Genomic DNA, 26451 nt, shown 5'->3' on the forward strand with positions numbered 1-26451 from the left:
TACGCTGTATAGAATGCTTATGCTTATTCGTTGCGCCTGCAGCTGTCGCGCACGACGAGCTCATGCCGCAGAATGACGTCCTGCTTCGGCGCCTTCTCCGGATGCGCGATCATCTCGATCAGCACGTTAACGGTAACCGTGCCCATCTCGCGAATCGGCTGCTCCATCGACGTCACGCGCGGCCGTACCAGCTCGGTCAGCTGGCTGCCGTCGAAGCCGATGATCGAAATATCGTCCGGAACCGCCAGACCCCGGTCGCGCACGGCGTTCATCGCGCCAACGGCCATGTCGTCGCTGACCGCGAAAACGGCCGTCGGACGAGGCTCGCAATCGAGCAGCTCCTGGATGAGCGTATAGCCGCTCTGCGTCTTGTAATCGCCGAATCGAACGCAGTCCTCTACGAGCGGAATGCCGTTGTCCGCCAATGCCTTGCAGTAGCCGATATAGCGGTTCTGTCCCGAGGTCACGTCCCGCATGTCGCCGCCGATGAAGCCGATCCGCTCGTGGCCCAGACCGATCAGATACCGGGTCGCATCGTAAGCCGCCTCATAATCGTCGATGATGACGGAGATGAACTGCTGGTCCGGCGGCTTGACGCTGGAGAATATAATCGGAATGTCCAGCTTGCCGATCATCTCGCGGATCTCGTCGTTCAGCTTCTCGTGCATGATAATGATGCCGTCCACGCGCATTTCCTTGAACACGTTTAAGTATTTCAGCTCTTTGTCCGTATCCTCGATGATGTTGCACACCAGGAGGTTATAATCGTTCAGGCTTGCCGTCTGCTCGATGTTGCTCAGGATGGTGGAATAGAAGCTCGATGTGACGTCCGGCACGATGACCCCGATCAAGTTCGTCTTCTTCCGCACGAGGCTTCTGGCGATATGGCTGGGCGTATAGCCCAACTCGTCGATAGCCGATTTCACTCGCTCTTTCAGGTCGTCCTTCACGTATTTCTCGCCGTTCAATACCCGCGATACGGTCGTTACGGATACGCCGGCCTTCTTCGCCACGTCCTTGATTTTCGGCGCCATGCGCTACCAAGCCTCCAATTCGTTCACTATCCATGCGCCCTGCGGTCCTCAGCTCTTGACCGCGCCCTCCATGATGCCGGCGATGAATTGACGGCTGACGACGAGGAAGACGACGATCAGCGGAACGGTCGCCATGAGGGTACCTGTCATGACCATGGAATAATCCGCTGTATGAACTGATTTTAACTGTTGGAGCGCAATCATTAAAGTGAATTTGGAAGAATCCGTTAAAACAATCAACGGCCACAAGTAATCTTCCCATACGCCCATGAACGTCGTGATCGCGAGGAACGCGAGCGCCGGCCGCAAAATCGGGAGGGCGATGCGCCAGTATTGGCCGAACTTGCTGCAGCCGTCGATCCGCGCGGATTCCAGCAGCTCGTTATGGATGGCGAGCGCGTACTGGCGAATCCAGAAGATGCCGAACGCCGACGCGATGCTCGGCGCGATGAGCGCCTTGTAGCTGCCGACCCAGCCCAGCGTCTTGACGATGATGAACTGAGGCACGAGCAGCATTTGGCCCGGAATCATCATCGTGGCCATCATGATGAAGAACAGCGCCCTGGAGCCCGGAAACTTGAACTTCGCGAACGTGAACCCCGTCAAGGAGTTGAAGAACAGCTGCAGCGTCGTGCTTGCCACCGCGATGAACAGCGTGTTAAGCAGGGCGCGGTAGAAATTCATATTGTCCAGAACATGCCGATAGTTGATCGCGAAGTAGCCGCCGAAGGTCAGCTTCGGAGGGAACGCGAAGATGGCGCTCGTCTGGTTCGTCGACATGACGACAAGCCAGTAGAACGGGAAGATCGACGCCAGCACGCCGAGGATCAGCACCGCGTGCAGCAATAGCTTTTTGAATACAATGGCCTTGCCCATCTGGCATTCACCTCGTTATCAATCGTCGTTTTTGTTGAAAATCTTCCAGTTAATGAGCGACAGGATGCCGATAATGACGAACAGCACCCACGAAACGGCGGCCGCGTAGCCGTAGTTCTGGAACGTGAAGCCTTCGCGGAACATGTACAGCACGACGGTGTCCGTGCCCGGGTACGGGGACTTCGTGCCTGCCAGCACCTGCGGCTCGGTGAAGATCTGGAAGCCGCCGATCGTCGACATCATGACGGAGAACAGGATGATCGGCTTCAGCATCGGCAGCGTGATCCGCAGGAACGTCTGGACCGTCGATGCCCCGTCCAGCTCGGCCGCCTCGTACAGATCTTTCGGAATCCGCTGCAGGCCGGACAGATAGATGATGGCGTTATAGCCCATGTACCGCCAGCAGATCATCGCGGCAATGACGACGCGGGAGGCGAAAGGCGAATTGAACCACTCGATCCGGGACAGCCCGATCTTCTGGAGCAGGTAGTTGATCAGTCCGTACTCGTTGCCGAACAGCGATTGGAATATGATAACGACAGCGACCATGGCCGTAATGTTCGGTAGGAAATAGGCGATGCGGTAAAATCCTTTGAAGCGCAGGATGGACATGTTGATCAGGAAAGCGACGATCAGCGCGCAGATCAGCTGCGGCGCGTTGCCCATGATCCAGAGGGCGATATTGTTCACAAGCGCATGCCAGAATGTCGGGTCCGTGAACAGGTACGTGAAATTGCCGAAGCCGACGTACTTCATCTCTCCGATGCCGTCCCACTTATGGCCGGCCAAATAGACGGAGTAGAAAATCGGGAACACGGAGAAGATCAGAAACAAGATATAAAATGGAGAAATAAACAGATACAACGCTCTGCTCTTATAGATATCTTTCAAAAGGCCTCCCATGCTATTCCTCCGTTACTTGGCTGGGACGCGAGGAACGGCCCGCGGCCGCTCCTCGTCCCATCCGTTATTGAATGCCAAGCTTGGCAGCGGTCCCGGCCCGCTTAGTGGGACAGCTGTTTCTTGATTTTGTCCTGCGCTTCCTTCCACGACTTCTCCGGATCGTGCTTCTTGTCGACCGCGACGAGCGCGTCGGAGATGGCCGTGCCCGCGACCAAGTCGCGGGAATCGCTGTGCGCGATCTTGACGTCCTTCGCGGCGTCCGCGAATACGGGGCTCAGGTCTTGATCGCCGAAGAACTCGTTCTTGTTGACCATCCCCGGGCTGGAGTAGATCTCCGGCGTGGACGGGTAGTTGCCGAATTCCTTGTACGCCGTCAACAGGTTCTCCGGGCTGACGAGGAATTGAATCAATTCATACGCTTCCTTCGGATGCTTCGTCGAGCTCAGCGCGCCGAAGAACGATCCGCCCTGGTTGCCGACGTTGCCCGGCGGATGCGCGATGTTCCATTTGCCCTTCGTGTCCGGAGCGGCGCTGATCAGATCGCCGACCGCCCATGAAGCGCCCGTGAACATGGCGATTTTGCCGTTGTTGATCGCGGCGTTCTGCTCGGAGCCGTTGGAGTACGGGAACGTAAGGCCGTCTTGATACGCTTTGACCGCCAGATCGTACGCGCTCTTCACATGCGCCTGGTCGCCGATATAGTTGCCCTGCTCGTCGAAGTACGACTTGTCGCTTTGGCCCATGACCGTGTTGTAGATGTCGACGATGTTGCCCGTCGCCGCGCCTGTCGCGTCCTTCACTTTCTTCAGCAGCGCCAGGTAATCGTCCCACGACTTCACCTGGCTGCCGACTTCCTCGGGGGTATTCGGCACGCCGGCTTTCTGCAGCAGGTCCGTGCGGTAGTAGAGCACGACCGGCGCCACGTCGATCGGCAGGCCGATCAAGTACTTATCGTCCGGCGTGGCTGCCAGCTTCCATTTCCAATCCAGGTATTGGGGTTGAATGTCCCGCGCGCCCTGGTCGTAGAGGTTCACGAATTTATCTTTGTACGTCAGCATCGAGGACACCCAGCTATCCATCGCCACGATGTCGGGAGCGTCGCTTCCGCCGACGAGCGTTGCTTTCAATTTAGTGAAATAATCGTCGCCGGACGGCAGCTTCTCCGCCTGCAGGTCGATGTTCGGAAATTTAGCTTTGGCCGCTTCGATGGTGGAGTCGGAGATGGCTCCGTTCCAATACCACAGCCTTAACGGAATTTTACCAGATGAAGCGCTTTCGTTATTGCTGCCGGTATTGGATGCCGTATTCGAACCGTTCTGGCCGCAGGCGGACAGGACAAGCATCGCACACGCCAGCAAGGCGGCGGTCAAACCAAAGGACTTTCTTTTCATGGATTCGTTCCCCCAATTTTTAAAAGAATGTAGTGCATTCACATAGGATGTCTGCATTCCGCTTCCTTCAAATCCTTCCTCGATCATCTCTTCCTATTCGTCTGCAGGTGCGTTCTGCCGTCCAACCACCACCTTCGAGAAGTTCGGAACACGGCTCTCTGAAACCGATACCAGATTGTGAGTAAAAAACATGGAATCGATTCCAGATAATAGGCCGTTTTACTCTGGTATCGCTTCCATACCGCTGTGGACTTAGTATAATCGCAACCTTTCAATTTGACAATGTTTATTTTTATGTTTTTTTATGTCGAAATGCCTCGAAATGGCAGGAGGCGTCCCGATTCGATGTTCATGCAGAATTCGCTTGCACCTGGCAGGTTCGCCGCTTGCTCCGGCGGCCCGTTCCTCGTCGTTTCGGGCCGCCCTTGGGCAGGCTGGCCTCTCAGGCGGATCGGCCCCCAAGCGGATCGGCCCCAGACGGACCGGCCTCCCGGACGGGCCGCCCTCCCAAGCGGGCAGGCCACTCAGGCGCGCGGGTCATACTCCTCCGCCGAACGCATCTCCGTGAAGCGCCGCCCATTCCCGGACGAGCAGCCCCATCGCGATCAGGTCATAGCGGCGGCCTCCGCGCATAACGGCCTCGCGCAGCCTGCCCTCTTCCACGAACCCGGCTTTCTCGTAGACGCGGATCGCCGCAAGGTTGTAAGCAATCACCTCAAGGCTGATCCGCTCCAAATTCAGCTCCAGGAACGCGTAGCGCAGCAGCATGGCGACGGCGTCCTTGCCGTAGCCCCGGCCGCGGTCTTCGGGGTCGCCGATGCCGACGGCCAGGCGCGAGGAGCGGTTGTTCCACTCGATGCCGTGAAGCGCGGCGAAGCCGATCAGCCGGTCGTCCTCGAGCGTTCGAAGCATGAATTCGATCGTGTTCTTGCCGTTCTCGGCCTGCTCGAAGAACGCCGCCGCCTGCGGCACCGCGAATTCCGTATCCACGTTCCGCAGATATTCATAGTTTTCGGTGAACCGCGACAGCTCCGCCGCGTCGTCCGGCTGCGCCGCCGCGAACCGCAGCCGCTCGCCGCGGAATAAATCAGGGTAGGGATGGCTCATGGCGCTTCCTCCTTCGCAAGTCGGTTACAGACAGCCGACTTTCATTATGCAAACGGCCATCTCTCAGTACTGCCAATTACGCGGGAGATGTGATTCTATTGTAGCAGGCAAGGCAGTGCCGGCGCGAGCAGACGCCGACAAGCAAGGCGCACCCGTTCCGGGACAACGCTGCCGCGGACCATGAACGAAACCGGCTCATGCCGGTTTGAGACGCTTTCGTTTGCTGCCGGCATGATATACTGGCAGGAATACCCTGTAAGTTGGCGCGGCCAAGTTAAGGCATTGCCGGAAAATACGCAGGCAAGGAGTGAAGAGTGATGAGAACCGTGCTGCAGATAAACGTAATCAGTATATTGTTTGCCATTCTTCTATTCGTAGAGTCCGAGCTCATGGTTAATGTATACCGCATCGAACGAATCACCGGCGTGTCCGGCATCTCGAGAGGGGTCAGCATTGCCCAATGGGTGACTTTCATCGGCCTGACGGCGCTCTGCTTCTACTTGACGAAATCCCGCTTCGCCGGCGGAAAAAGCAGATTCGCCGTCGTCTTGCTGTGGTTCCCCTACTATTGGGCGGGCATCCGGGGCTTCGTGGCTCTCTTCCCGATCACCAATCCTGCGGAGAGGCCGCTGCCCGGCATCGGACTCGTCATACTCGCCATGATCATCCTGTACCCCGTCTACGTTGTCGCGATCATGCTCGCAGTCTCGATCCGAAGATCCGCAAAGACCGATGCCTGACACGGAATCGGAGTAACCGCTCGTCAAGCCCCAACGCGAATAGGCCGCCGAGTTCCCGGCAGCCTATCGCCCTTCGCATTCGCGCCGTCAAGGTTCTCCGCGCCGATCGAACGCGTCCGGCATCGGGCATTCGGAACAGATTGCCTTATTCCCGCCAAGACCATCCAAGCCGCTCATTTCATATCCTCCTGCCGGAAGATCCTCAGCTTCCGCGTACCGGAAGCGGCCGCTTCCCGTTCATGCAGCGCCAGTCGGTACATGCGTTCGCCCCAGTTGCGCTGCAATCGGGATTCCATCGTATGTATCGGCTCGACGATAGGTCTCAAATGCGCCCGGTCGAAGGCGAGCACCGCGTACCGGCCCGGCGCGTATTCGAAGCGGTATGTTCCGTCCGCGGCCGGAATCGGCTCGCAAGGAGTCATCAGGCTGTAATAAATATCCGACGTGGCTTCCTGCAACACATAACGGTCGACAATCTCGATATGCGGCACGCCCGCGCGTTCCAGCTTAAACGTCCGCTGCCAGGATGCGATGCCCGACTCTTCCGGATAGGCATCCGCAATATCGATGGCTAATGCCGACGCGGCGCCGTCTGCCGCATAGACCGCGTCCCGGGCGCGGTACTCGCCGCCCTCGTGCTGAAGCACGCCGCGCACGGTCGGCAGATTATGATACCGGGACTGCAAGTACCACAGCTCGAAGCGGTCCGGTCCGAACGTCTGCGCCTTGTACTCTTCCGTGCCGAGGTCGACGAACAGCGGGCAGCCGTCGATGAAGACGGTGAAGCTGCCGACGTCGTTATGGTTGTGAGACTCCTTGTTATGCCCGCCCTTGGCCGCCAGGAACAAGCCTTCCTTGCTGCCTTCGGCCGTGCGCGCCGTCATCACTTGCGAGACCGGCAGCCAGGCATCGCGGACATAAGGCGCGCTCGCATGCCGTTCATCCCGTTCGCGCTCGTGGAACAGCGCCTGCAGCCGGGCATACATGCCGAACCAGCTATGGACGACGGGCTCGCCTTCCCGCAGGCTCGCGCCGAGGTTCATCATGCGTTCGTCGCCGATGCGCTTCCCGTACCGGTACATGACATCGCCGCCGATCAGCGGCATGGCGTCGCCGTCCGCGAAGTTCACGAAGTACCGGTCGTGAATATGCGCTTTATAGATATACGCGCCGATGTCCCGGATCAGCGGTTCGCCGAAGACGTCGATCGCGCCGTTCGTCGCGCCCTGCAGCAGCTCCAGCGCGACGAACAAGCCGCCGCCGGACGGCGCCCAGTAGCCCGGGCCCTCGTCGCAGCAGCCGTCGGCAGGATAGGTGCGGATGAAGACATCGAGGCTGCGCATGATTTTGCGAATCGCTTCGGAACGGCGGTCCGGATCGTCCTCCAGCAGCAGGAAGCCCATCAGGGCGCTGCTGTTGCACCATGGGTTCCAGTTGTTGACGCGCTCGCCGGGCTGGAAGCCCATCCACCAATAATCGTCCTTGTTCATGTACGGAACGAGCAGCCGCTCCCGCACCTCGTCGGCGATGCGGCGGCAGATGCGGATGCTGACCGCGTCCAGCCGCGTGCCCATCGTATAGCGGATCCAGAGCAGCAGATCGGCTGTCGCGCAGGTGACCAGCTCGACGATATGATCCGTCTTGTCCGGCATGCATTCCTTGCTTGTTTTGTCCGCGTGAAGGCGGTGCAGCGGCGGCACCCAGGTCGTCTCCTCGCAATGGACGAAGATTCCGTTAATGACCTGGTCCAGGAAGCGTCCCCGGCCTTCGATGCACTCCGCCACGGCCAGCATGCCGAGCACGCTGCGCCGCTCGAACGTCGCGCGCGTCCGCGTGTTCAATTCTCCGGTCGTCCAGTACGCCCGGTAATCTTCCGCCTTCATTGCGGGCCAATCATAATTCAGATAGCGTTCCGCGAGCGCAACCCAGCGTTCCCGCGTTTCCGGAAGCAGCCCTTCCCAGGCAGCGCGGTCGTCCGCCTTGGGGAAAGGGGCGATCCGCTCCGGTGGAAGCAGCGCGTCATTCCAATTCAGGTCCTTGTAACGATCGGTCAGCATGTCATCCTTCTCCTCTCGCACCAGCCGCATTCCCCGTACGGGATGCTCTTGCCCCGTATTATATAGGGCCGTGATCGCGAGAAACATATTAAAATGACCACATCCATTGTCATTTGATGTCCAATTTCTCGAGGCGCCCCGGTCATTCCCGAATAGCAGCCCTGAAGCCAAGAGAAAAGCCGCCCCGGTATCGAGGCGGCCGCTGCATGTCCGGTACATCTGTCATTCGCTCATCCATTAGTTCAAGAGGCTGTTTTCTCCAACCATTGGTTGCCAATGGATAAGAATGATTCATCTGCCAACAAGGTGTAGATTTTATATTCATCGATCTCTTTTAACTTGTCTTCGATAAAAATGGTCCCTAAAAAATAACCAAGCCTGGTATACCCAAAGATCTTCCCGCCCGAAAGTCGGAACCATTCACGTAAACCGTCGATGTCCCAATTCGAAATTTCCAAGAAGGCTCTTGCTATCTCCTTTTGATTGCCACGGCAAAATGAAAACCAATCCTCACCTGAATCGTCATAGGAGTAATACACTGATTCAGGCATGTCCGGTACTAACCTTTTCGAAATATAAGTAGCTACTCCCTCTAGATACATACTTGTAATTCCATTCATTAGAGGGATGCTTTCCCAATTGGTTTCGGTCTGCTCAAGAAGAATATAATTGTGATAGATATGAGCAATTTCATGAGCCACAATTACTTTAACATATTCCTCTAATGAAGGAAGCTTCTCAATTGCCAAAAAAACAGAATACTTATAGGCATATGCATTTGATCCATATGCGCCTACAAATAAGTTAAAATCAATATTTACTTCAAAACCAAAATATAAGGCGGCGCTTGCATATACTTCTTGAATGATCCTTGGCAGGAAATCCGCAACACGCCTTATTTTATGGATATCATTATCGTACTTCTCAATAGATTCTTCGATTCGCCCCTTCGTTTTAGCGCAATGCGTCCGGAAGTAATCCTCGAAGTGTTCAAAGCGTTTATAGTAATTTTCATCCAATAGATCAAATGATAATTTCCCATTAGAATACAATTCGAAAAAATGATTTGTCGTATCTCTGATCTCCATTTTGACACCCCCTAAATAATATTCGGTTGAATTATTTAAACGCAACTATATTATGTGAAATATGGATTCTATGATGGTTCATCGCTATTATTCAAGTGACCTTGGTCTGTCGAGCTCCTTCGTTTTCCATTAACTCAATGCGGATTTTATGACAACTTCATTAGTTTGTATGGTCTCCATATCGATTCTTGACGTTGAGCTTATACTATCGTGATTAGCAATTAACAAATCAACAAGGGCTGAGGATGCTACCAACGCCCTGTTCTGCAATTCAAGCAGTGAATGAATTCGAAGGGCAACTTCGAGCGGTAGGTAAACGACCGACTCCATCCCTTTTCCCTGAGCCTTTCTTATATAATCTGTTTTGCAATCATTGCTTCTACTCAATGAATCCCCTTCCTTTCCAAGCAAGATGGAAATCAAGATTCGCTGAACAGCATATTCCACACCATATTGGTATTTGTATCCGACGGCCTCATGCTGCCGTACGAGGAGCATCAGAAGCTTGACCCGTCAGACGCGTTTCCGCCTACCCTTTCAACGGCCTCTCAAATATGATTTCGTAATTTTCCGGTTTCCCGTGGCCGTTATAGTGCGTGGGCAGCACCTGAACGAGACGCCAGCCTTGTTTGGCATACTCCGCTATCTTCTCGTGATGGTCGGCTTCGGTGAAAAATCCCCCCAGCGTCGTCTCGACAAAAATATACTCATACATGGATAGCCCTCCTCCTGTCGTTCATGGCAATCCTCGGTCCGTGCCGATCTAACTCCGCAAAATTCCGAGCGAGCCTGCCCCTTCGCAATTATCCAATATTTGGACGCGGAGAGTCATCATAAGTTTCGCGGACGCCCCAAATAGAACGAGGCTCTGTCGCCTCGTCCCTAACCTATTGAGAACCCCTACGACAGGTACCGAGTGCTCAAGCGCACCAGCCCCAAACCGAAGAGTAGGCTAATAACAACTTAAGCCTTAGAGCACGGACAGATTCAGCAGCCGCTTTGCCGTCGTGGACTGAATTGCCCAAACCGTTGCGATCCAGCCGTCTTCATGACGGCCGGTAGCGGTACGTCCGTCGAAACAAGGAAGCGGACAGAGGATCCGTTATTCACTTCATAATCGCGTATTTTCGTGTGTTGGCGGACAGGAGATCCGTTATATCGGCCGATTTGGATGTTTTCAATGGCATTCTGGGGCATTAGCGAATCCTGTGTCCGATCGCTAAACCCAAAAGTCTAATCTTGCCAAAATAGCGGAACCTCTGTCCGCTAGACCCGGGTGAGGACGATCGTTTCAACACATACGGCGTCAAACTTTCTCGGGCAGCCTCAGGACGAGGCTTCATCGCCTCGTCCCGCATTCATTCCACAGCGGTGCAACCGCACTTCCGCACTTCCGCGCTTCCGTGCTTCCTTGCTTCCGTGCTTCCTTGCTTCCGTGCTTCCGTACTTCCGGACTTTTCGCAATTCCGTGTCCCGGCAATTCCACGTTACCGCACTTCCACACGCCCATGTTTCTACCGTGCTTACTCGAACGTAAACCCGCGCACCGTATCCCCCAGCTTCACGGCCGTCCGCTGGCGGCCGTCCGCCGATTCCTCGATCCGGTTGCCGATGAATACGTTGTCCTCGGCAACGCCGACCGCATAGATGCCGTAACCGGCCTTCTCGGTTCCGCCGTTGTTCGCGATGACGTTCCGCAGCCACCGGTTTCCGTTCGCGCCGTTCCCCGGCTTCTCGCCCCGATAGATGACGCCGATCTCTCCGTTGCCCGAAATGTCGTTGTCCTGGAACAGGTTGAACGAATCCTTATGGCCGATCGAAATCCCGTAGCTGCCGTTGTCGCAAATCCGGTTGCGGCTGAATTCCCCGAACCGGACGCGCCAGCAGATGAACAGGCCGGCAAGCCCGTTCCGTTCGAGCGTGCAGTCCGTCACGACGCTGCGGGACGAGCCGGCGCCCGGATGCAGTCCGGATCCCGCGCTCCGCGTCACCGTGGCATGGCGCACCGAGATATGCTCGGTGACTTGCCACGAGATGCCGTCGCCGTTGAAGTCGTCGACGATGACGTTCTCGATCCGGCACTCGCCGCTCTTGTACAGATAAATGCCGCCGCCCCTGCAGCCGCCGATCGGCTCGTTCAGCTCGCCTGCGCCGTCTACTTTCAGATCGTAAATCCGAACGTTCCTGCCCTCGAGCACCTCGATGACGGAGCAGGCGTTCGTCAGCGTCCCGTTGTCGTCCGCATGATAGTCCCGCTCCAAGTGGCGGTCGAAGTACAGCCGATTGCCCTCGATGCGCGTAATGACCGCATTGCTCTCGTCCCAGCCCCAATGCTGCGATTCGTCGTACACCTGAATGCCCATGCCGACCTCGAAGCCGGATGCATCCTTCACGTCCGCCTGCAGCTCGCCATAGTCCGCATCCAATGTCAGCTTCGTCCGCACGCCCTCCGATTTGCGCAGCACCGTCGCCTCGCCGCGTCCCTGCAGCGTGATCCGGTCATACAGCCGGACCGGGCCGATCATCCGGTAGACACCCTCGTTCAGCTGGACTGTTCCGCCTTCGCCGAATCTTCGCAGTTCATTGACGGCCGCCTGAATCGCCGCCGAGGTGAAGCTTTCGAAGTCGGCTTCCGGTCCGCCGACCGTCAGCGTCCGTTCCGCTTGTGCCAGCATCCGTTCTCTCTTCATCGCACTTCGCCCCCCGTCGTCTGGCCGATCATCCCGTGCTGCTCCAGCAGCTCGCGGTGGTGATCCCGAATGCGGAGGAAGCTCTCCGCCGCCGCGCCGTTGCCCCAATCGAAAATCGTAAACTCGCCGATGCCCAATCCGTGATCGTTCACGACGCCGTCATGCCCGTAGTTCTCCATCATGAAGCCGTAGTCCTCCCGGCCGAAGAACGGATGCGCCTGCTCCCACTGCGCCTGCGTCGTGGGATTCTCCGGACAGTACATCATGACGAACGCGCACCGCAGCGCGGCAAGCCCCCGTTCGATATATTCCTGGCGGCCCGTCTGCTTGCCGTACTCGATAATCAGCTCGGCGAACAAGCTTTGCCGCGCGTCGTTCCATTCGCCGTCGCAGTTCATGACGCCGAAGCCGCCGAGCGCGCTGACGTAAATATACGACGGCTGCCAGGATGCCTGCGACATCAGCAGCTCGTCCAGGCATCGCTCGCCCAGCCTCAGGTAACGGGAATCCCCGGTTAACCGGTACGCGGCCAGAAGCGCTTCCGCGGTCCAGAAAATCGAGAAGTTGCACTGCTTGTACATGTTGTTGCGCTCGACCTTCCGGTCCACCAGATGACCGCTGCCATAGCTGCTGCAAGACCAATACGTCTCGAAATCCTCCCATCGGCCGGCCGGAACGATTTCCTCGGCGACGACATCCATCGCGTTCAAAGCCGCCGTCAAATAGGTCTCGCTCCCGGTCATCTCGTGCAGCTTCAGCAGGAACGTGACGGACATCGACGTCTCCGGCGAATCCGCCAGCACGGCGAGCGGCTTCAGCGTGTTCGGATCGAGCCATGCAGGGAAGAACCCTCTCTCGTCCTGCAAGCCCAGCAGCGCGTCGCCGTATCGGACCGCGTACGCGAGCAGCCGCTCGTCCTTCTCCAGCTCCTCGTACCAGCGCAGCATGAGCAGCGACGTGAAGCTCATGTCGAGCACATGGTACGGCGCTTCGCGGGAATCGCGGGTGACGGGGTTCCGGTTGGAGTTGCCCCAGAACGCGGTGCCCCAGCCTTTGGAGCGGTTGACCGTCTTCCCTTCAACGACAATCCGCTCCATCTCGGTGGCGATGACCGCGGGGAAGAACCCCTCGCGCTGCGGCGCCGACAGTGCCAGCTCCTTCGCCATCCGCGCGCGCTCGAGATCTTCGCGGCTGCCCTTCTCCTGCCCGTAGCGGTACATGCCCGATGCCGAGCGGAGCGAGCTGAACCAGGCCTGGTTCCAGACGGAACGGAATTCGCGCTCGTTCACGACGCCGGGATAATTCGGGCTCTGCGTGACGTTGACGATGAAGACCGGCGCGCCGACCGTCCGGCCGTCCAGCTCGAACTGCTGCCACACGGCGTCTTTCCACGTATTGAACGCCCAGTTGTAGGCATGGTCGACATACGGCTCCAGCGGATGGCCCACCGGTTCGCCTTGACGGAACAACGGGCTGCCCCAGCGGTTCCACAGCAGCTCGAGCACGGGACGCCAAGGATTGTCCGTGTACGCCTCTCCCTCGCCCGTCAGCACGTAGAAACCGAACTCGACCGTACCTTGCGGGTATGCCGCGCCGCTGTCCTTCTCGTACAGCACATGCTCGGTCACTTGATACCGGCTCATGCCCAAGGTCAGCCGATTGTCCCGCGCGTTCATGTCCATGTACCAGCGGACGGGCGTTCCGCCGAGCATCATATCGAGATCGGGCACGACGGCGAGCCAACGATCCGCATCATGCGCGATAAGCGCAGGGGAACGGAAGCTGTGCTGGTCGACGATATGGTTATCGGTCGGCGTCAAATGCGGCGCCCAGTGGAATGTCGGCCGAAAGGCCGGCGTAATGCCGAGCTGCCAGTCGTCCTGTTCCACCGCTTCATCCAGTGCAAAAGAAAGCTTCACCTTCGCGGCGTTATCGCCGAGGCGCGTAATCTCCGAGGTCGGCTGCGTCCGGCCGATCGAATCGATCGCGAGGCTTGCGATGAATGCCGACAATCCGGCATCAAGCTTGAGGTTCGTGTTCACGTTGGACAATGGAAACCCTCCCGGCGGTTGATGGCGTTGCAGTCATTGTGCTGCAGTCGTTGCGCTTCAATCATTGCGTTGCAGTCATGGCGCTGCAGTCATTACATTGCAGTCGTTGTGTCATGCCGTTCCTTGCGCTGCAATCGCTCGTTCTGCAGTCTTCGCCTCGTCTTAATGGCCTGTCCTGTTATTCTTTGACGCCGCCCCTCACAATTCCTGTCATGAAGCACCGCTGCGGCAGCGGATAAATGAGCGGAAGCGGCAGCGCTCGGGAAAATATAGCCATCCTTGAAGCTGCGGCCTGAAATATTGAATAATACCGGAAGTCACTCGCCGACAACCTGCTCATGTCCCTTTAACTTGCGGAACACGGCTGCCTGCCCGAATATGCGGCAGAACGCGCGCGGCGTGAACAGCCGCTGACGGCATAAGCGCGAAAAACCGCCTTCGAAAACTACCGAAGGCGGTTACTTTCATCTTCTATTTTGGTCAGCCGCTCGCTTGCGGACATGCAGTCCAGGCTGCGGATCGCGCCAGGGGAACCTGCCCGCTTACCCTTTCAGCGCCCGCAGCACGTCCTGAAGGAATGGCCAGGTCCGCTCCACGGACGAAATCGACAGATGCTCGTCGGGCGTGTGAATCTCGTACATGTTCGGCCCGAAGGAGACGGCGTCGAGGTCCGGCATCTTCTCGATCAGCACGCCGCATTCGAGTCCGGCATGGATCGCCTTGATCTCGATCGGCTTGCCGAAGCGCTTCTCGTACGCTTCCTGGAAGACGGGACGCAGCTTCGAATCCGCGCGGTAGGGCCAGCCCGGGAAATATTGATCCGTCCGGAATTCGCAGCCCGCCGTCTCAGCCAATGTCCGCATCGTGCGCACGACCTCGTCGACTTGCGAGCGCATCGAGCTGCGCGCCAAGCTTTGCATGACGACATGCGTGTCGTTAACCGAGACGACGCCGAGATTGGAGGACGTGCGCACGAGATTGCCGATCGCCTTGTCCATGCTCAGCACGCCGTTCGGGATGAGCGTCAACAAGCGGATAACGGCCTGCTTCACGTCCTCCGTGAACGCTTTGCCGGCGGCAGCCGCGCCGACGCCCTCGTCGAAGCCCGCTTGCAGCGTCACCGTCACGCCTTTGTCGCTTGCCTGGAATTCGTCCCTCAGGATGCGGTTCAGCTCGGCGATACGAGCCTCGGCCGCGGCTTTGCCGGCCTCGCTCAAGTACACCGCGGCATCCGCTTCGCGCGGAATCGCGTTCACCTTCGCGCCGCCGCTCACCCACGCCAGCGCGAAATCCGCATGCCCGCGCAAGTCGTCGAGCACCCGGCCCAGCAGCTTGTTGGCATTGCCGCGCTCGTGAATGATGTCGTCGCCGGAGTGGCCGCCCATCAGCCCTTGCACGCTGATCGTATGCGGCGCCCCTGTCGATGCGTCCGCTTGCTGCCAGGCGAGCGGCACCGAATGGAACGCGTTGATGCCGCCGGCGCTGCTGACGAACAGGATGCCTTCGCGGTCGGAGTCGAAGTTGATCATCATGCGGCCCTTCAGCGGCGCCGGATCGAGATGGAAAGCGCCGCCCATGCTCGTCTCTTCCTCCGTCGTAAGCAGAATTTCCAGCTCGGGATGCGCCATGTCCGGCGAATCGATGATCGCCATCGCCGTCGCCACGGCAATGCCGTTGTCCGCGCCGAGCGTCGTGCCGTCCGCGTAGATCATGTCGCCGTCGATTTTGAAGCGGATCGGGTCCTTCGCGAAATCGTGGACCGTCGCTTTGTTCTTCTCGCACACCATGTCCAGATGACCTTGGAAAATAACGATCGGCGCGGACTCGTAACCGGACGCAGCCGGTTTGCGGATAATAAGGTTCCAGCGGTCGTCCTGTACCACCGTGCAGCCCCGCTCGCGCGCGAATGCCGCGACGAAGTCGCTGATCGCCTTCTCGCTGCCGGACGCCCGCGGAATCGCGGACAGCTGCTCGAAGAACCGCAGCACGCTGGAATCGCCCGTATATACTTGGCCTGCTTCATTGTTCATATGTAAACGTCCTCCCAACATTAAGGTTCATCGCTCTTACCAGTGTAGCGCACGGAGCGCCCAAACGCCAATTAACGCTCGAGTGCTCAACCGCTTCGGCCCAAATGCAGCAGCCAGAAAAGAAATGATTGACAACCGGTTGTCCGCTATGATATTTATTTATTAGTCAATAAATAACGCTTAAGGAGCCGCAGCCGACATGACCCCACCCAAAGACGACGCTTCCCTCAACCGCAAAGAACAAATACTCGATGCCGCGGCGACGCTCTTCGCGGAGAACGGCTACTACAAGACGACGACGGCCAAGGTCGCGCAGGCCGTAGGCGTTACGCAGCCATATGTATTTCACTTCTTCGCCACCAAGGAGTCGCTCTATCTCGCCGTGCTGGAACGCGCCTACACGCGCATTCTGAACGCGTTCGCCTCCGTGCAGGCACCGCCGGAAGAACTGCAGGAAACGATGGGCAGGGCGTTCGTCGAACTGCTCGTCGAATACCGGGACGAAATCCTGCTGACGATGATGGCCTATGCGACGCCCGAGCCCGTCATCCGCGACCTTACGCGTGAACGATTCGAGATGGTTTACGAGCGCGTCGTGAACCGGTTCACGCAAGCCGGACTCGAGGATGCGGAGAGCAAAGCAAGCAACTTCATCGGCCACGGCCTGCTGATTGCGCTGTCGGAAACGCTCAATCTGCCGCATCTGTGCCGGTGGCGGGAGAAGAATCCGGAACCGTTCAAGGGTCTCGGCGCGCCGGCGAATCCCGAGGAATAATCGGAGCGCGGAACAACAAACACTTCGCCGGTGCCGATCGAAAGCCGGTCGGACTTGGATACGCGGGTCGTGCGCATCGTTCGCAGCACGGCATGCCGATCCCGGCAGCCGCATGAATGTATGGATTATGAATGGCAGCGGAAACGCATCTCGTCTATTCCCCGTTCCGCTGCTTGTTTTTCGCCCTGTCATTTATTTATCGATAAATAAAGTGACAGTTTTTTTGCGGGTATTACTTATTTATTAATAAATAATATGCTAAAGGAGTGTTATCATGTTTACCTCGTCACGCGTCAAACTGCTCGTCATCACCTGTGCCGCCCTCTTCATGGCGATGCTCGACAATCTGGTGATCGGCGTCGCGCTGCCCGCCATCCAGGAATCGTTTCACGCCACAATGTCCGATCTGGAATGGTTCATGAATGCCTACACGCTCGCTTTCTCCGTGCTGCTTATTCCGTTCAGCGTCCTTGGCGAGCGCTTCGGCCGCAAGCGGATGTTCCTGACCGGCATCGTGCTGTTCACGATCGGCTCCGCCCTATCGGGCATCAGCGAAAGCTCGATCCAGCTTATCCTGTCCCGCGCGCTGCAGGGCGTCGGCGGCGCCGCGATCGTTCCGCTCAGCCTCACGCTCGTCAATGCCGCGTTTCCTCCGGAGAAACGGGCGGCCGCGCTCGGCATCTGGTCCGGCATTTCCGGTCTCGGCTTGTCGGTCGGCCCGCTGATCGGCGGCTTGATCGTGGAAGGCGCGCCGTGGCAGCTGATTTTCTGGGTCAACGTTCCCGTCGGCATCCTTGCCTTCCTGCTCGGCCTGCGCTGGCTTCCCGAAGCGTACGGCGTGCGCAAGCCGATCAACCTGCCCAGCGTGCTGCTGCTCGGCGCCGGACTATTCGGCATCGTCTTCGGGCTTGAACGCGGCAATGCCGAGGGCTGGGGTTCCGCGTTCGTACTCTCCTGTCTCATCGGCGGCGCTCTGCTGCTCGCGCTGTTCTATCTGTGGAATCGCAGCCGCAGCAATCCGCTCATCCGCTTCGATCTGTTTCGCCGCGCCAAATATACCGGCCTCGTCTTGGCCAGCTTCTGGATGAACGCCGGCATCTTCTGCGCCATCTTCCTCCTCACGCTGTTCCTCCAGCAAGCGCAAGGCTATTCCGCCCTTGGGGCAGGGGTGCGCGAGATGGTCTGGACCGGCTGCACGATGGTGGCCGCGCCGCTTGCCGGTCTGGCGGTCGGCAAGCTCGGCACCCGCACCGTCCTGCTGACCGGCCTGCTGCTCCAAGGCGGGGCGCTGCTCGGCTTCGGCCTGCAAATTCTCGAACTCGGCGTCGATTTCCCGTTCGGCTACATGGCGCCGTTCATGATGATGGCCGGCGCCGGCATGGGCCTCAGCTTCACGCCGATCTCGCACGGCATCCTCAGCTCCGTGCCGGAATCGGCCGCAGGCGAAGCAAGCGGCGTGAACAATGCGATGCGCGAGCTCGGCGGCGTGTTCGGCATCGCCATCGGCGGCCTCGTGTTCCAATCCGGCGCCGCCGTCCAGTCGCCGGCCGATTTCGGCGACCACATCGTGCCGGCGCTCTTGACCGGCGCCGCCATGACGCTGCTCAGCGTGCTCAGCGTCCTCGCTTTCTACGCCAGAAGAAAGCAGACATCGCGCCAGCCGCAAGCCGCCAACGAGCTTGGGTAGCAATGGACGCATACGGTAATGGACGATAGCGAACGCGCGGTACCGGCAGATGGCGAAGGACGAGAGCGAACATGCGGTACCGGCAGACGGCGACGGACGAGAATGAGCGTACGGTACCGACAGACGGCAGCGAGTCCGGTTTAACTCCGGCGGTTGTCGATTTGTTCAAGTAACCCTGCTGCGCGAAGGGCGGCCGGCGCGAGATGGCTGCCAATCTCATACCCGCCGGCCTGCAATGCAGCCGCCCTTGTAGCCCCGCACGCAAGAAGACGATCCAAGCCGCGCCGCGACGCGCTTCCTGGATCGTCTTCTTCTTGTGCCCGCCCGGCCTGCCACTCGAATGCCAACGAGCTCCGAACGTTACGCTAACCGCAGGCTAGCTCGAGCTTTGCCGCTATCCGTCGATGAGCACCGCGCCGAACTGATTCGAGAACATCTCGTGGTACACGCCTTGACGCTTCATCAGTTCCTCGTGCGAGCCTTGTTCCACGATGTTGCCGTGCGCGATGACCATGATCGTATCCGCGTCCCGAATCGTGTTCAGCCTATGGGCGATGACGAAGCTGGTGCGGTCCTGCAGCACGCCCTTCAGCGCGTCCTGGATATGCAGCTCCGTCCGGGTGTCGATGCTGCTCGTCGCCTCGTCCAGGATAAGAATGGACGGATCGGCCAGAATGACCCGCGCGATCGCGAGCAGCTGCCGCTGGCCCTGGCTCAGGTTGCTGCCGTTCTCGGACAGCGCGGTATCGAACCGCTGCGGCAGCCGCCGGATGAACGGCAGCGCGTTCGCAAGAGCGGCCGCGCGTTCCATCTCCGCGTCCGTGGCATCCGGCTTGCCGTACTTGATATTGTCCCGGATCGTGCCCGCGAACAAATACGTATCCTGCAGTACGATGCCGAACGCCTGGCGCAGGCTGTCCTTCGTGTAATCGCGGATATCCCGCCCGTCGATGGTGATCGAGCCTGCCGTCACGTCGTAGAACCGCGTCAGGAGGTTGACGATCGTCGTCTTCCCCGCGCCCGTCGGACCGATGAGCGCCGTGCTCGTTCCCTCCTCCGAGGCGAAGCTGACGTCGCGCAGAATCGGCCGGTCTTCCCGGTACCCGAAGCTCACGTTGTCGAACACGACGCGCCCGCGCGTGTTCGTCAGCGCCACGGCGCCCGGCGGATCGGCGGGCTCTTCCTGCTCGTCGAGCACCTCGAACACCCGCTCAGCGCCGGCCACGCCGGACTGCAGCACGTTGAACAAATTCGCGAGGTCGATAAGCGGCCGCACGAATTGCCGGGAATAGCTGAGGAAGCTGGCGATAACGCCGACCGTGATGTGTCCGTTGACCGCGAGCAAGCCGCCGACGATCGCCACGGCGGCGAAGCCGAGGTTGTTGATGACGTTCATGATCGGCATCAGGAAGCCCGAACGGATCTGCGCCTTGATGCCGACCTGGCACAGCTCGTCGTTGACGGCGTCGAATTCGGCGATCGCCTTCTCCTCGCGGTTGAACGCCTTGACGATCTGGATGCCGCTAATCGTCTCCTCGACATGGCCGTTCAATTTGCCCAGCTTGCTCTGCTGCTCCTTGAACAGCGGCGCCGTCGAGCGCGCGATCGCGCGGGCAAGAAAAAACACCGCGGGCACCGTGATCAAGCTCGCCAGCGTCAGCAGCGGGCTCAGCACGAGCATCATGACGAGCGCGCCGACGATGGCGATCGAGCCCGACATCACTTGCGAGGCGGACTGCGCGACCGTATTGCTTACGTTGTCGATGTCGTTGGACATCCGGCTCATGAGGTCGCCGTGCGTCCGCGTGTCGAAGAAGCGGATCGGCAGCTTGTGCAGCTTATCGAACAGCGATGCCCGCAGCCGGCCGACAATGCGCTGCGACGTGCCCGCCATCAGCCAGCCCTGCAGGAACGTCAGGCCGCCGTCCGCGATATACGACACGACGAGCGCGATCAGCGCGATCTCGAGCGTGCCGAAGTCGACGCCTCCGCCGTCCTGCGCCGTCATCGCGTCGATGGAGGCGCCGATAAGATACGGCGACGCGAGCACGACGAGCGAGTCGACAAGCACGATCAGGAAAATGCCGGCGAGCAGCCGGCGTTCATTGCCGAAATACGACCACAGCCGCTTCAGCGTCGCCTTCATGTTCTTCGGTTTGACGACAGGGCCTCCGCCTCGGCCCATCGGACCGCCCCGGCCCGGCATATTCATCGGCGGCATGGCGGCAGGCTGCTGCGCGCCGCCGGATGGCCGGCCTTCCTTGTTCTCGCCGCGGTCAGACATTCGCCTTCGCCTCCTTGCCGGTTTGCGACCGGTATATTTCCTGATACGCCCGGCAATCCCGCAGCAATTCGTCATGCGTGCCGGAGCCGACGATTTCCCCGTTGTCGAGCACGACGATCCGGTCGGCGTCCATGACGGACGTGATGCGCTGCGCGATCAGCAGGCAGGTCAGCCCTTGGGCATACTCGCGCAAAGCCGCCTTGATCCGCGACTCCGTCTTCGCGTCGACCGCGCTCGTGCAATCGTCCAGAATGAGGATGGACGGCTTGCGCACGAGCGCCCTTGCGATGGACAGCCGCTGCTTCTGGCCGCCCGACAGGTTGACGCCGCCTTGCCCGAGCCTCGTATCGAAGCCTTCCGGAGTCGCTTCGATGAACTCGTAAGCCTGCGCCATTCTCGCCGCGTGCAGCATCTCTTCCTCCGAGGCGTCCTCCTTGCCCCAGAGCAGGTTCTCCCGGATCGTGCCGGTAAACAGCACCGTCTTCTGCGGCACGATCGCGATCCGCTCCCGCAGCCGCTTCGGATCGACCAGCCGGACATCCGTCCCGTCTACGATTACGGCGCCCGACGCGGCGTCATAGAATCTCGGGATCAGGCTGACGAGCGTGCTTTTCCCGGACCCCGTAGAGCCGATGATGCCGATCGTTTCGCCCGGCCGGCAGCTGAAATTCACGTCGCGGAGCACGGATTCCGTGCCGCCGTAGGCGAACGATACGTTGCGGAAGTCGACGCTTCCGACGTCTCCGGACGCTTGCGGCGCCTTGTCGCTCCACGTCATGGCGTCGCGCTCCGCGAACACCTCGGCGATGCGCTCCGAGGACGCTTTGGCCCGGACGAACATGTTGAAGACGTTGGAAATCATGAGCAGCGAGAACAGAATCTGCGTCATGTAGTTGATGAAGGCGATGATATGCCCGACCTGCATATGGCCTTGATCGACGCGAACGCCCCCGATCCAGATGACCGCGGCGATGCCGAAATTGACCGTCAGCATAATGCTCGGGCTGAAAATCGCCCCCATCCGCATGGCGCGCGACGAGATGTCCTGGAACGAACGGTTGACGCCTGCGAATTTGTCGCTCTCGTATTGGAACCGGTTAAACGCTTTCACCACGCGAACGCCGGAGAGGTATTCGCGCGAGATGCCGTTCAGGCGGTCGAGCGCCTTCTGTACCCTGGCGAACAGCGGGAAGCCGATCCGCATGTTGAAGACGATCAGCACCGCCACCATGGGGACGACGACGGCGAGCACGAGCGACAGCGGAGGGTTCAGCCGGACCGCCATGATCAAGCTGCCGATGCAGACGAGCGGCGATTTGACGAAAATCCGCATCAAGCCGTTCGTGAAGTTTTGCAACTGGGTGACGTCGTTGGTAAGCCGGGTGACGAGCGAGGCGCGGTCGAATTTATCGATGTTGTCGAAGCTCAGCGTCTGGACTTGCCGGAACAGATCCGAGCGCAGCCGCGTTCCGAAATTCAGCGACACATGGCTGGAAATAATGTTGCGCAGCGTCGCCGCCACCGCGCCGCCCGCGGTCACGAGCAGCATGAATCCGCCGAAGCGGACGACGTAATCGAGGTCCTTGTTTTTAACTCCCACATCGATAATGCGCGACATGAGCGTCGGCTGGAGGAGATCGCACAGCGCCTCGAACGTCAGGAACAGGATCGCCACCGCGAAAGGCTTGCCGAAGCGGCGAAAGTAAGGCTTCAAATAACTCAAGCTCAGGACTCCCTTGCCGATTAGTAGGGTGCTTACGATTGCCTTGTTACCGCGTAGCCTTGTAACGGTGTCGCAGCCGGACGGGCCGGCCAGCCTTCCATCTGACCGTCCTTTGAATCGCCCCTGCGCCGCTCTTATACGTCCTATTATAACTTGTGTTACTATAGGATTGAAATGAAAACGCCAAGGAGCGTGAGAAGGATGAATAAAACGATGAATGAAGATGCCTTGAAAGACGAGCTGCTGAAACGGTTTACCTCCTACATAGAAATCAACACGCAATCCGATGACGACAGCGAAACCTGCCCCTCCACGGAAGGGCAATGGAACCTCGCGCGCCTGCTCGAACGCGAACTGAAGGCGATCGGCCTCGAAGAGGTCACGCTGGACGGGAACGGCTATGTCATGGCGACGCTTCCGGCGAATACGGACCGGGGCGACGTGCCGACGATCGGCTTCATCTCCCATATGGATACCGCGACGGACTTCACGGGCGACGGCGTCAAACGCCGGATCGTCGAGCGGTACGACGGCGGCGATATCGTGTTGAACGAGGCGCTTGGCATCGTGCTGTCGCCGCGCGAGTTCCCGGAGCTGGCCGGTTATGTCGGCCAGACGCTCGTCACCACGGACGGCACGACGCTGCTCGGCGCCGACGACAAAGCGGGCATCACCGAGATCGTCACCGCCATGGCGTACCTCGTGCAGCATCCCAAGATCAAGCACGGCCGCATCCGCGTTGCTTTCACGCCGGACGAGGAAATCGGACGCGGCGCGCATAAGTTCGACGTCGCTGCGTTCGGCGCGGACTACGCGTATACGATGGACGGCGGCCCGCTCGGCGAGCTCGAATACGAGAGCTTCAATGCCGCCCAGGCGGTCGTGACGATCAAGGGCGTGAACGTGCATCCCGGCACCGCGAAGAACAAGATGGTCCACTCCTCCAAAATCGCCATGGCGCTGCACAACCGCCTGCCTGCCGGCGAGGCGCCCGAGTTCACCGAAGGGTACGAGGGGTTCTATCATTTGATTTCGATCCAGGGCAACACGGAGCTGACGAAGCTCGTGTACATCATCCGCGACCACGACAAAGCGAATTTCGCGCACCGCAAAGCGACGATGGAATCCATCGTCGCCGAATTCCGCCAGACGTACGGAGAATCGCGCATCGTGCTGGAGATGAAGGACCAATATTACAACATGGGCGAGAAAATCGAGCCGGTCAAGTTCATCGTCGACATCGCTCACGAAGCGATGACGAACCTCGGCATCGCGCCGATCGTCAAGCCGATCCGCGGCGGCACGGACGGGTCGCAGCTGTCGTATATGGGTTTGCCGACGCCGAATATTTTCGCCGGCGGGGAGAACTTCCACGGCAAGTTCGAGTATGTCTCGCTCGAGACGATGGCCAAAGCCACGGCAACGATCGTGCAGATCGCCCGGCTGTACGAGCAGCGGGGGCAGTAGGCTTCGGCGGGCTGGCGGTGGCACGGCTGCGCTGGAGGAGAGGCCGGCCGGTTCGGCTTAGTGGGCAGGGTCGATCGGCCTGGCAAAGCGCGAATTCCTGCTGCCACGGCAGCTTTTGAGGATGGCTCAGCTCGCCACGCCGCCAATTTCTGCCGCAGGGCAGCTTTTGCGGCCGGTTCGCAGTAGCCTTGCAAAGAGCCTTACACAACTGGCCGCAGAATGGCGAAAAGCCGAAAAGTTGCTACACGAGCAACTTTATTTGCGTCAGACCGACAAAAATGCCGGTAAAGTTGCTATATGGGCAACTTTTCCCGCCTCTGACCAGCAAAAATGCCAGTAAAGTTGCTGTTCGAGCAACTTTCCCTGCCTCTGACCAGCAAAATGCCGGTAAAGTTGCTGTTCGAGCAACTTTTCCCGCCTCTGACCAAGCCGTTTCGGACCGTCACACAGTAAATTCCTGCCGCCGGGCAGCTTTTGCGGACGATTCGGCCCGTCACGCCGCGAATCCCTGCGCTGGGCAGCTTTTGCGGCCGGTTCGGCCCGTCACACAGTAAATTCCTGCCGCTGGGCAGCTTTTGCGGCCGGTTCGGCCCGTCACACAGTAAATTCCTGCGCTGGGCAGCTTTTGCGGCCGGTTCGGACCGTCACGCCGCGAATTCCTGCCGCTGGGCAGCTTTTGCGGCCGGTTCGGACCGTCACACTGCGAATTCCTGCCAGCACGACCCGGCAGCAACATCACGATTCCGAGGTGCATGGATGTCCATTAATTTCACGAAAGCCGTTATCGCCCAGCTGCAGCGCGACATCGCTGACCTGGAGAGCAGAGCCGGCAGCCTGAAGCAGAAGCAGCACAAGGCGCAAGCCAAGATCAAACAGCTGCAAAGAGACATGAAGTTAAGTCAGTCTTCGAACGATCTGAGCAGCAAATTGACGCGCGTGAACAAACACAACGAAGAGATCAAAGCCGCGGCGCGCGCATTGGCCGACCTCGACAAGCAGGCAGCCGCGAAGAAAGCCGCGCTTGAGCAGCAGCTTGCCAAGGGACCTCAACGCGAGAAATCGTAAATGCCCGCTCGCGCAATGCTTGTCATCGGCAGGTATGCTACCTATCCGTGCTGCCCGTGCAAACATCACAAAGAGCTGCCGAATTCGACTTCGGCAGCTCTTTTGTTTTGCGTTCGCACGAACGCCTGCAAGGCCATTTGCACGATAGCCCCTTGCACCGGCACGGATGCAAGGCTCCCTCACTCGCGGGATCCCTAGCTGCCCGCGCTTCCTTCCTTACGCGCATTAATCCCCCCCTTATCGCGACACTCCCCGCATCGCACCCGTGCTTCCTTCCCTGACACGCATCAACCCCTACTTATCGCGACACTCGCCGCATCGCACCCGCGCTACCCGCGCTTCCCGCTTCCTGCCAGAATAATCGCCTCCAGCTCCGCGGCGGAATGACACAGGTAGTCCGGCCCGGCTTGGGCCAGCAGTTTCGCCGAATCGAGCCCCCAGGTAACGGCAATGATCGGTACGTCGACCTTCCGGCATGCCTGCACGTCGCGGAGCTCGTCGCCGACATAGATCATTTGATCGAGGCCGAAGCCCGCGCTGCGCGCCATTTTGCGGATCGCCTTGTCCTTGCCGAACATGTTGGTCGAGGAATGAACGAAGTCGAAGCCGGCCAGTTCATGCTGCGCGAGAAAGGTTTGGATATTGTCCATCGTATTGGACGAGAGAATGCCCAGCTTATACCCGTGGTTCTTGAGCCGAGCGAAAACCTCGCGCATGCCGGGCGCAGGCTGCAAGCCCGGCAGCTCGTCCCGGTAGCGGCGCTTTCCTTCCAACACCAGCGGGGGCATCTTGTAGAGCGGCACTTGCAGCGCCTTCAACCGGTCCGGAATGGAGAGCCCGGACAAGCGCGGAATCTCCGCTTCTTCGATTTGCCGGCCTCCGTACTTCGCGGCCAGTTCATTGAACAACCGGATGGCCAGCATTTTGGACTGCACGATCGTTCCGTCGAAATCAAATATCACGTATTCTCTCATCAGGCGCACTCCCTTCAATCATGTCCGAATCCCCTGCTCGGTCTGGTTACGTAAGGATCATGCGCGTCCGCTTCCATGATCGCCCAGAAATCGTCATGCTTCATAATCTCGGGATACACCTTCTCTAATCGCTGGATCTCGTCCCTGCTTTTGTACGCGACATCGATGATCTTCTGCCCGTTCTCCGGCAGCTCCGGATCATAGCCTACGATTGGCGCTCCATTCGCGGCCTCCGCCACAAAATAGTAAATCGATCCGATTCTCCCCTCGTCGTTCTTGCTTTCCTCGACCCAAACCAAACGCTTGATCGTAATCCGCAGGCCTGTTTCCTCCTGCACCTCGCGAATCGCCGCGTCTCTGCTATATTCGCCTTCTTCGATCATGCCGCCGGGCACGATCCAGTAATGACCGTCCATATGCTTGTGCCTTGTCTGTACAAGAAGCACGCGGTCGCGGTCATCCCTCACGAACACTCTGACTACCGCCAAGCCTCTTCACCTCCATGCGTT

Annotated in this window: 21 protein-coding genes; 6 read left to right on the plus strand and 15 right to left on the minus strand. The window is 59.0% G+C overall.

Annotation, left to right across the window (positions count from 1 at the left end):
* Nucleotides 1–23: 23 nt before the first annotated feature.
* The 5 genes from GXP70_RS26540 to GXP70_RS26560 all read right to left on the minus strand — a co-directional run bounded on the left by GXP70_RS26540 (nt 24) and on the right by GXP70_RS26560 (nt 5311).
* Nucleotides 24–1034, minus strand: a complete 1011-nt coding sequence (locus GXP70_RS26540) for a LacI family DNA-binding transcriptional regulator (protein ID WP_162359592.1) — start codon at nt 1032–1034, stop codon at nt 24–26.
* 48 nt (nt 1035–1082) lie between these two features.
* The gene (locus GXP70_RS26545) at nt 1083–1910 is read right to left on the minus strand and encodes a carbohydrate ABC transporter permease (RefSeq protein WP_162359593.1); all 828 of its coding nucleotides are present in this window, start codon (nt 1908–1910) and stop codon (nt 1083–1085) included.
* A gap of 18 nt (nt 1911–1928) precedes the next feature.
* Nucleotides 1929–2813 (minus strand): carbohydrate ABC transporter permease, encoded by an 885-nt coding sequence (locus GXP70_RS26550; protein WP_162359594.1) that lies wholly within the window; start codon nt 2811–2813, stop codon nt 1929–1931.
* A 101-nt stretch (nt 2814–2914) separates the two neighbouring features.
* Nucleotides 2915–4204 carry an ABC transporter substrate-binding protein gene (locus GXP70_RS26555; RefSeq protein WP_162359595.1) on the minus strand — a complete coding sequence of 430 codons (1290 nt, stop codon included), beginning with the start codon at nt 4202–4204 and terminating at the stop codon, nt 2915–2917.
* Nucleotides 4205–4741: 537 nt separating this feature from the next.
* Complete coding sequence (locus GXP70_RS26560) at nt 4742–5311, minus strand: GNAT family N-acetyltransferase (protein ID WP_162359596.1); 570 nt, start codon at nt 5309–5311, stop codon at nt 4742–4744.
* Nucleotides 5312–5628: 317 nt separating this feature from the next.
* Here GXP70_RS26560 and GXP70_RS26565 point away from each other — a divergent pair, with 317 nt between their 5' ends.
* The gene (locus GXP70_RS26565; protein ID WP_162359597.1) at nt 5629–6051 is read left to right on the plus strand and encodes a hypothetical protein; all 423 of its coding nucleotides are present in this window, start codon (nt 5629–5631) and stop codon (nt 6049–6051) included.
* Nucleotides 6052–6224: 173 nt separating this feature from the next.
* Here GXP70_RS26565 and GXP70_RS26570 read toward each other — a convergent pair whose 3' ends face one another.
* The 6 genes from GXP70_RS26570 to GXP70_RS26595 form a co-directional block, all read right to left on the minus strand.
* Nucleotides 6225–8108, minus strand: coding sequence for a heparinase II/III domain-containing protein (locus tag GXP70_RS26570; RefSeq protein WP_162359598.1), 1884 nt, complete (start codon nt 8106–8108; stop codon nt 6225–6227).
* Between the two features lie 242 nt (nt 8109–8350).
* Entirely contained in the window at nt 8351–9196 is an 846-nt protein-coding gene (locus GXP70_RS26575) for a DUF5700 domain-containing putative Zn-dependent protease (RefSeq protein ID WP_162359599.1), read from the minus strand.
* 529 nt (nt 9197–9725) lie between these two features.
* On the minus strand, nt 9726–9911 hold the full coding sequence (locus tag GXP70_RS26580) for a DUF4177 domain-containing protein (protein WP_162359600.1): 186 nt from the start codon (nt 9909–9911) through the stop codon (nt 9726–9728).
* Between the two features lie 808 nt (nt 9912–10719).
* Nucleotides 10720–11886: a NosD domain-containing protein gene (locus GXP70_RS26585; RefSeq protein ID WP_162359601.1), complete on the minus strand. Its 1167-nt coding sequence runs from the start codon at nt 11884–11886 to the stop codon at nt 10720–10722.
* Nucleotides 11883–13928: a glycoside hydrolase family protein gene (locus GXP70_RS26590; RefSeq protein WP_225442908.1), complete on the minus strand. Its 2046-nt coding sequence runs from the start codon at nt 13926–13928 to the stop codon at nt 11883–11885. The genes GXP70_RS26585 and GXP70_RS26590 overlap by 4 nt, the downstream gene beginning before the upstream one ends.
* 551 nt (nt 13929–14479) lie before the next feature.
* Nucleotides 14480–15967: an aminoacyl-histidine dipeptidase gene (locus GXP70_RS26595; protein WP_162359603.1), complete on the minus strand. Its 1488-nt coding sequence runs from the start codon at nt 15965–15967 to the stop codon at nt 14480–14482.
* Nucleotides 15968–16166: 199 nt separating this feature from the next.
* Here GXP70_RS26595 and GXP70_RS26600 point away from each other — a divergent pair, with 199 nt between their 5' ends.
* Nucleotides 16167–16742: a TetR/AcrR family transcriptional regulator gene (locus GXP70_RS26600; protein WP_162359604.1), complete on the plus strand. Its 576-nt coding sequence runs from the start codon at nt 16167–16169 to the stop codon at nt 16740–16742.
* A gap of 274 nt (nt 16743–17016) precedes the next feature.
* Entirely contained in the window at nt 17017–18429 is a 1413-nt protein-coding gene (locus tag GXP70_RS26605; protein ID WP_162359605.1) for an MFS transporter, read from the plus strand.
* A 394-nt stretch (nt 18430–18823) separates the two neighbouring features.
* Here GXP70_RS26605 and GXP70_RS26610 read toward each other — a convergent pair whose 3' ends face one another.
* Both GXP70_RS26610 and GXP70_RS26615 read right to left on the minus strand, forming a co-directional pair.
* On the minus strand, nt 18824–20650 hold the full coding sequence (locus GXP70_RS26610; protein ID WP_162360697.1) for an ABC transporter ATP-binding protein: 1827 nt from the start codon (nt 20648–20650) through the stop codon (nt 18824–18826).
* 55 nt (nt 20651–20705) lie between these two features.
* On the minus strand, nt 20706–22436 hold the full coding sequence (locus tag GXP70_RS26615) for an ABC transporter ATP-binding protein (protein ID WP_162359606.1): 1731 nt from the start codon (nt 22434–22436) through the stop codon (nt 20706–20708).
* 228 nt (nt 22437–22664) lie between these two features.
* Between GXP70_RS26615 and pepT the strand changes: the two genes are divergently transcribed.
* The 3 genes from pepT (at nt 22665) to GXP70_RS26630 (ending at nt 24968) form a co-directional block, all read left to right on the plus strand.
* Entirely contained in the window at nt 22665–23903 is a 1239-nt protein-coding gene (gene pepT / locus GXP70_RS26620) for a peptidase T (protein WP_162360698.1), read from the plus strand.
* Nucleotides 23904–24024: 121 nt separating this feature from the next.
* Nucleotides 24025–24243 (plus strand): hypothetical protein, encoded by a 219-nt coding sequence (locus tag GXP70_RS26625; protein WP_162359607.1) that lies wholly within the window; start codon nt 24025–24027, stop codon nt 24241–24243.
* Between the two features lie 416 nt (nt 24244–24659).
* Entirely contained in the window at nt 24660–24968 is a 309-nt protein-coding gene (locus GXP70_RS26630) for a hypothetical protein (RefSeq protein ID WP_162359608.1), read from the plus strand.
* A gap of 329 nt (nt 24969–25297) precedes the next feature.
* On the opposite strand, the gene GXP70_RS26635 is transcribed toward GXP70_RS26630, so the two are convergent.
* The gene (locus GXP70_RS26635) at nt 25298–25942 is read right to left on the minus strand and encodes an HAD-IA family hydrolase (protein ID WP_162359609.1); all 645 of its coding nucleotides are present in this window, start codon (nt 25940–25942) and stop codon (nt 25298–25300) included.
* A 14-nt stretch (nt 25943–25956) separates the two neighbouring features.
* The gene (locus tag GXP70_RS26640; protein ID WP_162359610.1) at nt 25957–26430 is read right to left on the minus strand and encodes an NUDIX hydrolase; all 474 of its coding nucleotides are present in this window, start codon (nt 26428–26430) and stop codon (nt 25957–25959) included.
* Nucleotides 26431–26451: the final 21 nt, after the last annotated feature.

It is taken from the genome of Paenibacillus lycopersici, from assembly GCF_010119935.1.
GTDB classification, from domain to species: Bacteria; Bacillota; Bacilli; order Paenibacillales; family Paenibacillaceae; genus Paenibacillus_Z; species Paenibacillus_Z lycopersici.